This is a genomic window from Thiomicrospira sp. S5, assembly GCF_003991075.1.
GTDB lineage: Bacteria > Pseudomonadota > Gammaproteobacteria > Thiomicrospirales > Thiomicrospiraceae > Hydrogenovibrio > Hydrogenovibrio thermophilus.
In genome coordinates, this window is the sequence record NZ_CP014470.1 from 1,872,270 (window position 1) to 1,885,231 (window position 12,962).

Genomic DNA, 12,962 nt, shown 5'->3' on the forward strand with positions numbered 1-12,962 from the left:
CCGTTAACAATTGACATTATAATCATGCCGACTAAAATGTAAACACTGTTAACTTAAATTTCCCAGCATCGCTCAAAAGGAGTCTCCGTGGCGCATTACCATCATGGCAACCTCAAACAGGCCCTGTTAAAAACGGGACTTCAGTTCATCAAACAGGAAAAGCCGTTGACCATTCGCGGCCTCGCCAAAGCCGTGGACGTCACCCCGGCCGCCGTGTATCGACACTTCACCAATAAAGAAGCCCTTCTGGCCCAATTGGCAGAGGAAGGCTTCAACAAAATGCACCAGGCTTTTTCCGACATCAAGGCGCCAACCGCCAAAGAACGTCTGTTTCGTATCGGTGAAGCTTATATCCATTTTGCGTTAAACCACCCGGAACACTTTCACATCATGTTCAGTCGTTTCGACTGGCATTCCGAAACCTTTGACGAATTGACCGAACTCGGCAACGCCACCTTTGAATCGCTGGCCTCAACCTGCCGGGAACTGATGCCCGACGAAACCCAAGCCGAATGGTTGATTGCCGCCACCTGGTCGCAAGTACACGGCTACGCCATGCTCTCATTACGCAAATGCACCGACAGTTGCGAACAACCCGAACTTTTTCCAAACGATGCCGCCGTTATCCGACACTTGATTGAAGCCACCTGGGGACCTCATTTCCCAGAATCAGACCGCTAAACCCACAATCTCATCCTGTTCAAAAAAAAACCACCGTGGTAAAAATGCGACACATCGTAATTTTTAGCCATCGCCTTGCATTTCGATTGACCCGAAATTTCAAAACGTTTTATGATTCATAAGTATTTTATGCAGATCCTGCTGAACTGATTCTCCCCCTTAGGTACGACACCTTCTGCTGAAATACAGATCATTTCATTATTCAGTAAGGAGTCAATCACATGAAACAGTTACTTATCGCATCCACACTGGCCAGCGTTTTGGCCTTATCCGGTTTGCCAACCATTTCCGTCGCCGCACAAGACGGCCCACAACAAATGTACGGCAGTCAACTCATGACGCCGCAGGAAAGAGCGGAACACCGTGAAAAAATGCGTAATGCCAAAACGGAAGAAGAACGTAACCAAATCCGTGCTGAAAACCACGCCCGAATGCAGGAACGCGCTAAAGAACAAGGCGTTACCTTGCCAGACTCCCCACCGGCCGGTGGCGCTGGCATGGGCTACCGCCAAGGTATGGGTGGTGGCATGGGCCCCGGTAACGGCATGCGCCAAGGTGGCGGAATGGGCGGAGGCATGGGCGGCGGAAACAACCGATAATTCCACATCCTTCGCACTGAATACGGCGTTTCAAGCGCCGTATTCCCTTCTCGCATTTTCCTGGCCTTTCCTGCACAATTTCGTACAATCTATCTAAAACAATGCTTCTCATGCATCCATTATGACAGTGTTTTAAACCACGCTCATGACGCAAGGAACCCGCTTATGTCCGATTCATCTCAAGATGCCGGCTTTTTACATGCTTTTTTACTGGACGGCCGCGGTGGCGGTCGCCGCTTAACCTGGTCGGAGGCGCAAAACTGGCAACCGTCGGATGGCTGTTTGTGGTTGCACATGGACTATTCCGCCCCCCTCACCCGGGATTGGTTGCGCCATCACAGCCAGTTAGACCACTTGATTACCGACGCGCTCCTGAGTGAAGAAAGCCGCCCGCGCACCGTCGGTGTCGGCGACGGCCTGTTAATGGCTTTACGAGGCGTCAACAAGAACCCGGGCGCCGACCCGGAAGACATGGTCTCCATCCGTATCTGGGCGGACGACAACCGGGTCATCACCACACTCAAACGCAACCTGGTGTCGGTCAACACTCTCGCCACCCGTCTGGAAAAAGGCAAAGGCCCGCACGATAGCGCCGATTTGCTCATCAGCCTGACCGACCAACTCATTCTGATGATGAGCGATACCGTTGACGACTTTGAAGACCAGATTGCCGAACTGGAAACCCAGACACTGACGTCCGAAAACCCGACGCTGAAATCCGAACTGGCCGCTTTACGACGCCAAACCATCGCCATCAAACGCTATCTGGCACCAAAACGCGAAGCCATGAACCGCTTGCTGGTGGAAAAAGTCAGTTGGTTGACGCCGGATCACCGCATGCAACTGCGCGAAGTAAACGACCGTTTGATTCGCCATATTGAAGACATCGATGCCGTCCGCGAACGCACGGCCGTTGCGCATGAAGAAGTGCTCAGCCGCATTTCCGAACAATTGAACGAACGTATGTACGTGCTGTCGATTATCGCCGCCATTTTTCTACCCTTAGGCTTTTTCACCGGTTTGCTCGGCGTCAACCTCAACGGTATTCCCGGCAGCGAAAGCCCCTATGCGTTTATCGTGTTCACCGCCGCGCTGATCCTAGTGGTCGCGGTACAGTTCTGGCTTTTCAAACGTCGTAAGTGGCTGTAAAGGCAAATAATCAAAAGCGCCCAAGCCTGGAGGTTTATGAGTGGCCGGTTAAGGCCTATCAGCTGACCGGCAACGCGGTCGGATTGAGTACACTTGTAGGGTTTCTTGATTGATTTTTCATAAAAAAGCAGAGAGCAACCCAAACACAGCAAATATTGCAACAATGAAAAACAATACGCCAAATAAAGAATACAAACAGCTTTTTTCGGCACTGAAATTTGTTTTTTCTAATTCTTCATTTTTTATATCCATTACAAAATAGACTAGCAATGCAATGCTTATTGAGTTTGAGATTACTTTGCTTAATCCTATTTCTTGAAGCACTAAACTCAAAATAATCAATGGAATAAATGCGATTAAAAAATTTCTGAAATTAATTCCAGTTTTATAACTTTGGCCACAGTTTGGACATACTTTATTGGCTTTACCGCCTACTAAAATTCCTTTAGAAAAAAAGCTAATCTTGTTTGTACAATTTGGACACTTCATCTAATTTCTTAAAATCCTAACGGGGTGGCGATAACCTACCTGGCTTCGCGCACGAAAAATTTTAATTTTGGGGGCGCGGAACACATCAGGTTGATTGGCTTGTTAGATGCAAAATCATTCATAGTTTCGCGATCTGCCGCAGTTCTTCGCGGACGGCTATTACTTGCACTAACTTTCCAGAGGGCAATATTTTTATGAATAGCTCATCTTGGATTGGGAATTTGTGAACTATACCCCCTCCATCTAAAGCCTCTGAGGTTACCAAGTGCTCTGATTCCTTCATTTTTGAATAGAGGTCTGAACTCAGAAGCTTCCCTTGCCTATCAAAAACTGGAGTCGTTCCCGTTTCCGTTGAATGAAACCCAAATTTGTCAGAGGCTTGCATGTCCAAAAATTCTTGAGCCGCATATTCTGTTGGAAAATAGTATTGAAATCTAAGCTCGGGAGGAGCGAAAACTTCTTTTAGTAGCTGTTCTGGGTATATCTTTCTGAACGACCTCTGCTCTATATCGTTTACACCAATTACCGCTAAGCTATCTGGATAAGGCGAATTAGATAAGCAGACACCTACAGAAAACATTCCGTGAAGGTGAACCAGACACACCAAACCACGAGCTTGCGAACCTACGATTACTAGATAGTGTTTTTTGCTTTCTAAATCTAAATAATCACGCATACCATCAAATATTTCATGATCGAAACCGCTTCCAATGGAAACAAAGTTCTCTACTGAATCGTATTCAGCATTTTTGAGAATTTTGGATATTTCTATTGCCAAGCGATCCGAAAAATAGCCCTCTACGGTGTCCACGGAAAACTCATAAGCAATTTTTAACAACCCAATCTTAAACTCCGCCAAATCAATAGACAGCGAGCATTTAATGTTTGGTTTTTCGATTTTTTGAACGCTGCGGTCTATTCCTTCGAATTGCTCAATTGGTACCTGTAATTTGTTGGCAATTTTTTTAAGTATACCATCTAGTTTTTTTTCATCCGAAGCATCAATACATATACTAACTTTGGTTCCACTACCTTCATTTTCTGATTCTTCATAGCTTACATTTGTAATGGTATAGGGAACGGGTTTACCTTCCTCATCAAGACGAAGCTGAATTTTTTTGCTTGTATCTTCAGAAAGATGGTGTGTGCCAGAGAATGGGTTTGGTAATTTTTTAGATTTACCTGTTAAACTCAGTAAATACCTCTGAAACTCTGCAAATTGATGATTAACTAACTTTGCGTCAACTGACGAACCAAGATCAGAGTTACATTTTTTACAAACAGTATAAATATGATAGTAACCACCTAAAGCGTCAGGAATCACATGCTCATCAGAAAAGTTGTCACTTTCTTCCCTGCAAATGATGCAAAGTTTTTCCATAGAGTTTCCTGTGAGCTATTTGTTAGCTGCTTTATACTCAAACCATTCTTCGAGATATGGCTCTAAATCATCTGAAGTTTCAATACCCGCCAACTCTAATTCATCAGCGTCATCCAACACTAAGCCGCAGTTATCGCACTCGAATTGATCTTTTACAAACCATAGACTTATGCCATCTTCGGTTTCGTCTTCTTCTGTGTACCCGTAGCAAATAGCGTCATTTTTACACACTGGACATTTTTCATCTCGCATTTCCCATTCGTTTGACCCGAAGTTCCAAGCATACAAAAAATCTAGGGATTTTGACTTTATTTTCGCTTGTTCAATGGCTTTATGAACTTTAGTTACCCGCTCGTCATCATATCGCTTTATGATACTGTCAATTTCCTGCTGATTTGAAATCATAAATAGCCACTTAAAGACTTCGTCGTCTTTTGCAAGCTGAAATAGCTTGCATGCAATATAGGCTACTCGCTCGAGGTGATATTTTTGAAACTCTGGAAAAGCTGCATGAACTGCAATATTTCGAATAGGCGCGAGTAATGATAAATGAGGCTTAAACTCTTGTTTCTTATCTGGGTAAAGCTGGTAAAAATATGAAATTGCCTGACTAATATCAATTACCTTTTCGGTGAAATTTCTAAGATCACCGATAAATACATTAGGAGTCGCTCCAGGTGGCATAGCCTCTGGATAATGAAGCATCGCTAGAGCTTCTTTGGATAAGTTTGGGTAAAGACAGCTAAACATTTTTCTAGCAATAATCGCTTTTAATAGTAACTCGCAAGCAATTGACAGATTTCCTAATACAGTTTGAAATCCTTGCCAAGGGCGCTTTCTCCCATCTTGATATAAACGAATACCAAGATTGAAATAGTCTAAAGCTGTATCTTGCAGTGATTTAGCTATATCATCTGAAATTCTGTTTAAGTATTTTCCTAATTCTTCGCTCATATTTTATTTCAGCTAACGCCTTGCGCAGCGGCCGGGTTGGCGTGCGCAGCGCGACAAAACGGTCCGACTGACGCTACTTGTTATATTTTGATCGGGGTAACTTTGATCTTGAGTTCCTTGTCGTTCTTCAAAGTTGAGTGGAATGGATTATTTTCTGTGTAGTCAAATTTAACAGCGTCCTCATAAACGGTAACCTTTGGCCTCAAGTTTGTGCATTTTCCTTCTGAATCTTCAATTTCACGGTCTTTAGAGTCGACTATATGCTCTTCAATTTTTAACGAAGCCTCGCCATCAACAATCTCACTGACGACCTTTAGACCACTGAATATCATATTCACGGAAAGTTCTTTCTTGGTGACGCCACCTGTCTTCTCGCAAGTCAAAGAACCGTAGCCGAAAGTTTCGCCATTGCTAATCAATCCCCCGTCACCAGTGGTAATTGAGTGAGTGGAAAGAAGCAGCTTGTCTCCACGCGTAATAGATACATCTAACTGATATTGTTCTTCGGCCTGAACACCCAGGGAAAAGGCAAAAATCGCTATGGCTAAAAAATATCTCACAAAATCTCCTTAAAAATATAACGGGGTGGTGATAACCTGCGTGGCTTCGCGCGCTAAAAATTTTAATTTTTGGGGCGTGAAACAGGTCAGGTTGATTGCATTGTTAGGCTGCCGCAGGCGGCCTGGCAATGGAATCTATTATCGCCACCCCGTTAAGCTGGCCGCTTGCGGTCAGCTTAACGATAAAACTAAGCGAGCTGCGCGTTAGCGCAGTCCGCTTGAGTGCTTTGTTAGGTGTTTTCTAGCAAGATGCTTGGATTCAAATCTACCAATCCTTTGATAATCATCTCTTTTAAGTCATCATGAACAATAAACCACATAGGGTTACCGAATGTCTTGGGATAACCCATATCATTTTCATTATCCCCATTCCAACGCATGGCAATAACTGAGTCTTGTCCTTGCCACATTCCGTAGGCAATTGAAAAACTGTCATTATCAAATAGGACTTTTTTAACCTTGAAGTTGCTTGGATTTACATCTTTTGGACTTGGCATGTTTTCATCCTTATTTAGCTTGGCCTTTCATTAGTAAAAAAAGATATGCGATTTTGGCTGCATCTAAATCACTTAATTCATTAAAGTCATAAGCAAGCTGATTGTTATAAGCAACTTTTAGTTTTTCTATTGGTTTTTCAGATGCTTTTATTGATTTTCCATCTGTCCAAGTAGTTGTGCTCTGGACATTATCAATTTGAAAGGAACCATCTTTATTAATAGTAAATTGAAAAACTTCTATACTTGATGCTATGTCTAGAATACCTTTTTCATTATAGGTAGATAGCTCTTCTTTAGGCAGAAGGCTTTTTACTTCATTAAAAAAGTTGCTAACATCGTGAGAGCATTTGAATTCAACTACACGAACACCATTTCCTGTTTCAAACTCTGCCCAATTTTTGTTTTTACAACTATTCCAGTTATCAAATACCTGTCCGAGTGTGGTTGTTTGATTAAAATCCATGACACCACTTTTAATAATGTCAGTATCTGAGTTAGAGCAACCAGTGATTAAGATGGCAAGGGTAGACGCTAAGAAAGCTTTTTTCATTTTTATTCTCCACGCCCAATGGAAAAAATATGTCAGACGCTGGGCGTAATAAAACACCTAACATTTAGTATAAGGCACTTTTGCCTTGTTATTCGGTATTGAAACGAGTTTTGAGCTATTTTGCCAGGCTATTGTTTAAACCTGTCAAATTGACTGTTTATTGGGTATTGGGCTATTTTTCCTGTCAAAACCGTCGTTCCATTATTTATGGAATTATACTAACCGAATCCGATTCAAAAATTAATCAAAAAATAAAACCAATTTCTAAATGGAAAACACTCTCGAACCGCTTAATTAATTAGCTGTTCGAGAGTTGGGGTTTAAGGTTCCAACTTTCTTACTTCAATATGAGTTAGCCATTTCACCTGACGTGCGCCGGTGCGGGCATCGCCGGTGGGCATCAGTGCGAACTGGCCTTCTTTTTCGTCCAACAGTTTTCCGTCGCGAGCGTAATACACCATCACGCCATCGCCATCCTGACGGTTGAAGATTTCGCCCCAGGAATACGTCACCCAATAAGGGTCGGTGGCCTTAGCGATAATGGCGAGTTTACGGAAGTCTTTCGGATGGCTCACATTCAACCCGGCTTCCAACAAAATCGTTTTCAACGGCACGCCGGTCAGGCTTTCCATTTGCCCTTTATTGGCTCCGCTTTGACAGACAATGGCGATATCGTTCACCTGTTTGGATTGTTTCATGGCCTGCAAATCCTTCAAACTGAGCGTCAACGGTTTTTTCACCGCACCGCTCACGGTCAGCACCGTGCTCGTCTCGCCTTTTTCATCCGCGGCCGATACGGTGTTCATCGCCATCATGCCCATCAATAACGCGGCGACACCCGCCACTTTCATACCTTTTTGAAACAACATCGTTTTCATTTCTCCTCGTTTATTGCGTGGCGTAAAACCACTTGCCCCTGCGCAAACCAACCTTGCGACATCAGCACAGTTTATCAAAATATACCTTAGTACATATCGAATTTTACAACACTGCCGAAAAGCTTTTCATCCGGGTGATAAGACGGTATGCTAACCGACATCGCAACGAATGCCGTCCGACTATGCAAATTGAATTACAACAGTTTTGGGTGCTCTTCTATTTTGTCTACATCTTTCTGGTGCTGTCGGCCGTGGTACACATGCTTTACCAACGGCGCTCCCCGCAAAACCTCACCGTCTGGCTGCTGACATTACTGCTGCTGCCCTACCTCGGCGTGTTCCTTTATCTGATTTTCGGTTCCCGAAAAGTCCTTTACAAGCGCAACAAACCGAACATCATCATTCCGGCCAACACCGATAGTGACACCATTCTGCCCGGCGATAACCGCCTGGCGCGTCAAATCGACCGTTTATTGATTGCCGACCAAATCGCCAGCACCACTCGCCATAATCGGGTCGAGTTTTTCGACGATTCCTGTCGGACCTTCGAACGCTTTATGCATGCTTTGCAAAACGCGCAACAATGCATTCACATCGAAACCTACATTCTCGAACTGGACGCCACCGGCCAGCACATTCTCGACGCCCTGGTCGAAAAGGCCCGGCAAGGTGTGGAAGTACGCTTGCTGATGGATTCCATCGGTTCCTTCGCGCTCTACCGCAATCCCAAAGCGCTTCAAGCCTTGACCGATGCCGGCGGCCACTATGCGTTCTTTCAGCCGGTGTTCAAAAACCTATTCAACAGCCAAGTCAACTTGCGAAACCACCGTAAAATCTATCTGTTCGACCATCACATCGGGTTCACCGGCGGCATGAATCTGTCCAACGACTACCTCGGCACCGAAGCCGACAAACCGGCCAATGACCGCTGGAAGGATTTGCTGTTCCGCATGGAAGGCCCGGTGCTGGCGCACTATCACATCGTTTTCAATGAAGACTGGTTCTACACCACCGAAGAAAAACTGCCGCTACCGAACCAATGGCCGAAGCACGAGGCGCAAGGCGAATTGGTGCAAGCCATCCCTTCCGGGCCGGACATTCACAAAGATGCGTTGTTCGAATCCTTACTGCAAGGGCTGTATGCGGCGGAAGACGACATTCTCATCGTCTCGCCCTATTTCATTCCGGACAGCTCGGTGATGAACGCCTTGATGATTGCGATTAAACGCGGTGTGCGGGTCACACTGGTGACGCCGGAGAAATCCGACCATTTGATTTTCGACCTCGGCCGCAGTTCGTATATGCGCGAACTTTGCGAGGCCGGCGGGACGCTGCATTTCTACAAAGGAAAAATGCTGCATGCCAAGCTGGTGCTGGTGGACCGAAAAGCGCTGATGTTCGGCACCGCCAACTTGGATTATCGTTCACTGTTCATCAACCACGAACTGGCCAACTGGGTTTATGGGGAAGACTTGATTGAGCAAACCTGGCAATGGGTTGCGGAATTAATCGAGAACAGCCAACCTTATCGACTGTCGGCCAACCGCGGACGCCGCCTGTTTGAAAACTTCACCCGGATTTTCGCGCCGATTCTCTAGTGTGACGCGCTGAAAAACCTGTCAGCGCAATAAATCCGCCGTCTTCCGTGAGGCACGGGCGATATCATCGGCACTGAGAATGCCGATGATGCTTTCCACGCTGTCGGGTTCGACATTGTCGCTGACCAAGGCATAATCCACTTCCGCCAGATTCATACGGTGCATGGCTTCCACCAGCCCTTCATTCGGCGAGACGACAACATAAGGCTGCGGAGACGCGTCCGTCGGCAAAGTGACTTGCGGCGGAATCACGCCTTGAATACGATTGCCTTGAAACTGTAATCCGATTTGCGGCGAGGCTTGAACCGAGTCGCCGTCGGACACCACCCGAAATTGTGGCGTCATCACGTCCCGAACCTGCCGCGCCACATCGATGGCGGCTTGCAAACCTTCCGGCACCGGCTGGCCGCGCCGAATCAACTTCAAGGTATAAATACTTTCCGGCGACAAACGTTTGCGCACGGCATAAGCGGTGACGGCACTGAGGATAATCGGCAAAATGGCATTGTAATCACGCGTCATTTCAAACGTCATCACCGTTGCGGTAATCACCGCGCCGGTCGCGCTGCCGACCATCGCCACCATGCCTGCCAGCGCAAACGCTGCCGGTTCAATCGACAGTTCCGGGAACAACATCTGCGCAAACTGGCCAATGGCCGCGCCCAGCGTGCCGCCGAGAAAGAATGCCGGAGAAAACACCCCGCCCGATGCGCCCGACCCCAAGGTCAAAAACGTTGCCAGCATCTTGGCCGCAAACAGCAATAACAAAAACCAAGGGTTCCCGAGTGTGCCGTTCAGAAGATCGGTAATGGTCGCATACCCTACACCTTGCACATAGTAATGGCCGCTGAAATGCTGGAACAGATAGAAAATCACCCCGACGAAAAACATCCCGGAGACATGGCGGGTGTAATAATTGCCCGGCATGCTGTCGAAACGGTCTTCCGCCCAATAGATGCCGCGCACGAAAAACGCCGACACCACGCCCATCAGCAAACCGAACGGAATGAAAATCATCAACTCGCCAAACGGCACCTGCTCGAATGTCGGCATTTGCAGCGCCGGAATATCAAACGCAGGGGTCATGCCCAGTAAGAAACGCCCAGTGTGCGTCGCCACCACCACCGCCAAGGCAACCGGCAGTAATGTCGTGGCACTGATCGACACCAGCAATAATTCCACGGCAAAGACGATGCCGCCCAAAGGCGCGTTAAAGGTGGCGGCAATTCCGGCGGCCGCGCCCGCCGCCACCAAGGTGACGCGCTGATGCACCGGCAACGTCACCCATTGTGCGACGGCCGAGGCAAACGCCGCCCCGATTTGGATAATCGGCCCTTCCCGCCCGACGGAACCACCGCTCCCGATGGAAATGGACGAGGCAAGCGATTTGACAATCGCCACCACCGGTCGGATTTTGCCGCCTTCATAATGAATGCTGTAAATCACCTCGGGCACGCCGTGACCTTTGGCTTCCGGCGCGAAATTTTTCACCAACCAGGCCACCACCAATGCACCCAACATCGGTGCCAAAATAATCCACACACCCCACGGGCTGGCCGCAGTATGCACATTCGCGTCGTAATACGGTGAGAATTCACCCAGAAACAGAAAGTTGTGAATCAGACCGATCAGCATGCGAAAGCCCCAGGACGCAATGCCGCCCATAATGCCGATTAAAATCGCCAATAAGCTGAGGGTAAGAAGGCTTTGAGAATGTTCGTCTGGTTTCATGCCAAAAGGTTTGTGGAGTTCGTTATGAGCGACAACGCCCGATTCAAAGGAGCATTAAAGAGCAACGTAAAGGCGGATTATCGTGAGTACGAGGTTTCACTTAGCCTTGTTCGCAGTATACCAAACCCCATAAATTCTGTGTTTTAAATTCCAGCCACCGATAAACGCCCCAAAACCGGAAACACAGAACGTCAAAAAAACGTAAGGAAACCGTTATATTGTCCGGCTTCAATTCACCTATTATGAAACCAACCATGAACTCTATCCTTTATCTCTAAAAGACGATACCGATGACACACGCAACCAAAACGCCACAGCGCACACCGCAAGATTACATTGACGAATCGCCGATTTGGGCGGACGGCACGCAAGTCCGTATGTCGCCCATGACACAAATGCAATGGCGCATTTGGATGCTCGCCACCGCCGGCAAGTTTTTCGAAGGCATGGTGGTGTTCATGACCGGCGTCGCCTTACCGTTAATTGTTCAAGAATTCGATTTGGGGGCGCTGGAAAAAGGTGTCATCGGCGCTGCCATTCTGTTTGGTATTCTGGTCGGCGCCACCACACTGGGCGGTTTGTCGGATAAATATGGGCGTAAGAAACTGTTTATTATCGAACTGGTGTTGTTCGTGTTCTTTCTGGCCGCGCTCACCATCAGCCCCAGCTTTATTTTCCTGGCCATTGCGCTGTTCGGCGCCGGGCTGGCATTGGGCTGCGACTACCCCACCGCGCATTTGGTGATTTCCGAAAGCATTCCCAGCCGAACGCGCGGTCGCTTGGTGTTGGGTGCCTTTGGATTCCAGGCCGTCGGCGCACTGGTCGGTACCATCATCGGTTTTTTGGTGCTTTACCTCAACCCGGAAGTCGAAGCTTGGCGTTGGATGTATGCCGTCGCCATCATTCCCGCGCTGCTGGTCATCGTCGGACGTTTCTTTATCAATGAATCGCCTCACTGGCTGTTGGAACAAGGCCATATGGCGCAAGCCGAGCATGAACTCGGGCGTCTGTTGCAACGCACACCACAATACCCGCACAGCATCACCTTAAGCCGCCATCCATCTGCGGAACCTGAGGAAGACGTCAAAAGCAAGTCGCCTTTTTCCAAATTGTTTAAGAAAAAACACCGCCGCGCCACCATTTTCGCGTCGGTACCGTGGTTCTTACAGGATTTGGGAACCTATGGCATCGGCATCTTCACCCCGATTATCCTCACCGCCACCTTCGGTCACAACACCGTCGGAGACGACCGTAATATCGCCGATCTGGTGGAAAACACCCTGCAAAGCGCCAAGCACGCCGCGTTTTTGGATGTGCTTTTGATTATCGGTATGCTGTTTGCCATTTTTCTGACCGATGTCGTCGGGCGCATCAAGTTGCAGATTATCGGTTTCATCGGCTGCGCCATCGGATTAATTCTGGTCGCCTTCTCGCAAAGCTTATCGGGCGATTCAAAACTGTTGCTGATATTCGTCGGTTTCATGCTGTTCAATTTCATGACCAACCTCGGCCCGAATGCACAAACCTATCTGATTGCCGGTGAAGTCTTTCCGACCCGCATTCGTGGAATTGGTGCCGGTTTTTCGGCCTCCTTTGCCAAAATCGGCGCGGTCAGCACGGCGTTTTTATTCCCGATTCTACTGGCCGACATCGGCACAGCCACCCTGCTTTACATTCTGGCCGGAACGTCTTTGCTCGGCGCTTGGGTTACCTGGCATTACCGCATTGAAACCCGAGGCGTGAATCTCGACCGAATGGGTTAAGCGAATCGACTCAGCCTACACAATACCATTCCGCAATACGCCCAGGCCTGGCAAAATCATGCAATGGCTATAAAAGTTTTCACCAGGCCTGGTCACTATTCTATAATCGGACACAAGATTCTTCGATTTCCC

At 47.5% G+C, this 12,962-nt stretch carries 13 protein-coding genes; 5 read left to right on the plus strand and 8 right to left on the minus strand.

The window, feature by feature from the left end:
- Window positions 1–87 precede the first annotated feature (87 nt).
- From AYJ59_RS08630 to zntB, 3 genes are all read left to right on the plus strand, one after another.
- Window positions 88–681 carry a TetR/AcrR family transcriptional regulator gene (locus tag AYJ59_RS08630; RefSeq protein ID WP_127119878.1) on the plus strand — a complete coding sequence of 198 codons (594 nt, stop codon included), beginning with the start codon at window positions 88–90 and terminating at the stop codon, window positions 679–681.
- A gap of 221 nt (window positions 682–902) precedes the next feature.
- Window positions 903–1,280, plus strand: a complete 378-nt coding sequence (locus tag AYJ59_RS08635; protein WP_127119879.1) for a hypothetical protein — start codon at window positions 903–905, stop codon at window positions 1,278–1,280.
- A gap of 165 nt (window positions 1,281–1,445) precedes the next feature.
- Window positions 1,446–2,429, plus strand: coding sequence for a zinc transporter ZntB (gene zntB / locus AYJ59_RS08640; RefSeq protein WP_127119880.1), 984 nt, complete (start codon window positions 1,446–1,448; stop codon window positions 2,427–2,429).
- Window positions 2,430–2,546: 117 nt separating this feature from the next.
- On the opposite strand, the gene AYJ59_RS08645 is transcribed toward zntB, so the two are convergent.
- The 7 genes from AYJ59_RS08645 to AYJ59_RS08675 all read right to left on the minus strand — a co-directional run bounded on the left by AYJ59_RS08645 (window position 2,547) and on the right by AYJ59_RS08675 (window position 7,738).
- Window positions 2,547–2,918: a hypothetical protein gene (locus tag AYJ59_RS08645; protein WP_127119881.1), complete on the minus strand. Its 372-nt coding sequence runs from the start codon at window positions 2,916–2,918 to the stop codon at window positions 2,547–2,549.
- Between the two features lie 118 nt (window positions 2,919–3,036).
- On the minus strand, window positions 3,037–4,299 hold the full coding sequence (locus tag AYJ59_RS08650) for an HNH endonuclease (protein ID WP_127119882.1): 1,263 nt from the start codon (window positions 4,297–4,299) through the stop codon (window positions 3,037–3,039).
- Window positions 4,300–4,314: 15 nt separating this feature from the next.
- Window positions 4,315–5,253, minus strand: coding sequence for a hypothetical protein (locus AYJ59_RS08655; protein WP_127119883.1), 939 nt, complete (start codon window positions 5,251–5,253; stop codon window positions 4,315–4,317).
- Between the two features lie 80 nt (window positions 5,254–5,333).
- The gene (locus AYJ59_RS08660; RefSeq protein WP_127119884.1) at window positions 5,334–5,813 is read right to left on the minus strand and encodes a hypothetical protein; all 480 of its coding nucleotides are present in this window, start codon (window positions 5,811–5,813) and stop codon (window positions 5,334–5,336) included.
- Window positions 5,814–6,043: 230 nt separating this feature from the next.
- Entirely contained in the window at window positions 6,044–6,310 is a 267-nt protein-coding gene (locus tag AYJ59_RS08665) for a hypothetical protein (protein WP_029937779.1), read from the minus strand.
- Between the two features lie 10 nt (window positions 6,311–6,320).
- Window positions 6,321–6,860: a hypothetical protein gene (locus AYJ59_RS08670; protein WP_029937778.1), complete on the minus strand. Its 540-nt coding sequence runs from the start codon at window positions 6,858–6,860 to the stop codon at window positions 6,321–6,323.
- 320 nt (window positions 6,861–7,180) lie between these two features.
- A complete protein-coding gene (locus AYJ59_RS08675; RefSeq protein ID WP_127119885.1) occupies window positions 7,181–7,738 on the minus strand; it encodes a molybdopterin-dependent oxidoreductase in 558 nt (185 codons plus the stop codon).
- A 182-nt stretch (window positions 7,739–7,920) separates the two neighbouring features.
- Here AYJ59_RS08675 and cls point away from each other — a divergent pair, with 182 nt between their 5' ends.
- Window positions 7,921–9,336 carry a cardiolipin synthase gene (gene cls, locus AYJ59_RS08680; RefSeq protein ID WP_127119886.1) on the plus strand — a complete coding sequence of 472 codons (1,416 nt, stop codon included), beginning with the start codon at window positions 7,921–7,923 and terminating at the stop codon, window positions 9,334–9,336.
- A gap of 21 nt (window positions 9,337–9,357) precedes the next feature.
- Here the strand turns inward: cls and AYJ59_RS08685 are convergent, their stop codons facing one another.
- On the minus strand, window positions 9,358–11,067 hold the full coding sequence (locus AYJ59_RS08685) for a chloride channel protein (protein ID WP_127119887.1): 1,710 nt from the start codon (window positions 11,065–11,067) through the stop codon (window positions 9,358–9,360).
- 290 nt (window positions 11,068–11,357) lie between these two features.
- Between AYJ59_RS08685 and AYJ59_RS08690 the strand changes: the two genes are divergently transcribed.
- Window positions 11,358–12,830 (plus strand): MFS transporter, encoded by a 1,473-nt coding sequence (locus tag AYJ59_RS08690; RefSeq protein ID WP_206197863.1) that lies wholly within the window; start codon window positions 11,358–11,360, stop codon window positions 12,828–12,830.
- Window positions 12,831–12,962: the final 132 nt, after the last annotated feature.

What these genes read in the sequence shown, in the direction of transcription:
- AYJ59_RS08670 (WP_029937778.1), bottom strand. Translation starts at nt 6,860, where the DNA reads ATGAAAAAAGCTTTCTTAGCGTCTACCCTTGCCATCTTAATCACTGGT.
- AYJ59_RS08665 (WP_029937779.1), bottom strand. Translation starts at nt 6,310, where the DNA reads ATGCCAAGTCCAAAAGATGTAAATCCAAGCAACTTCAAGGTTAAAAAA.
- AYJ59_RS08685 (WP_127119887.1), bottom strand. Translation starts at nt 11,067, where the DNA reads ATGAAACCAGACGAACATTCTCAAAGCCTTCTTACCCTCAGCTTATTG.
- AYJ59_RS08675 (WP_127119885.1), bottom strand. Translation starts at nt 7,738, where the DNA reads ATGAAAACGATGTTGTTTCAAAAAGGTATGAAAGTGGCGGGTGTCGCC.
- zntB (WP_127119880.1), top strand. Translation starts at nt 1,446, where the DNA reads ATGTCCGATTCATCTCAAGATGCCGGCTTTTTACATGCTTTTTTACTG.
- AYJ59_RS08635 (WP_127119879.1), top strand. Translation starts at nt 903, where the DNA reads ATGAAACAGTTACTTATCGCATCCACACTGGCCAGCGTTTTGGCCTTA.
- cls (WP_127119886.1), top strand. Translation starts at nt 7,921, where the DNA reads ATGCAAATTGAATTACAACAGTTTTGGGTGCTCTTCTATTTTGTCTAC.
- AYJ59_RS08650 (WP_127119882.1), bottom strand. Translation starts at nt 4,299, where the DNA reads ATGGAAAAACTTTGCATCATTTGCAGGGAAGAAAGTGACAACTTTTCT.
- AYJ59_RS08655 (WP_127119883.1), bottom strand. Translation starts at nt 5,253, where the DNA reads ATGAGCGAAGAATTAGGAAAATACTTAAACAGAATTTCAGATGATATA.
- AYJ59_RS08690 (WP_206197863.1), top strand. Translation starts at nt 11,358, where the DNA reads ATGACACACGCAACCAAAACGCCACAGCGCACACCGCAAGATTACATT.
- AYJ59_RS08645 (WP_127119881.1), bottom strand. Translation starts at nt 2,918, where the DNA reads ATGAAGTGTCCAAATTGTACAAACAAGATTAGCTTTTTTTCTAAAGGA.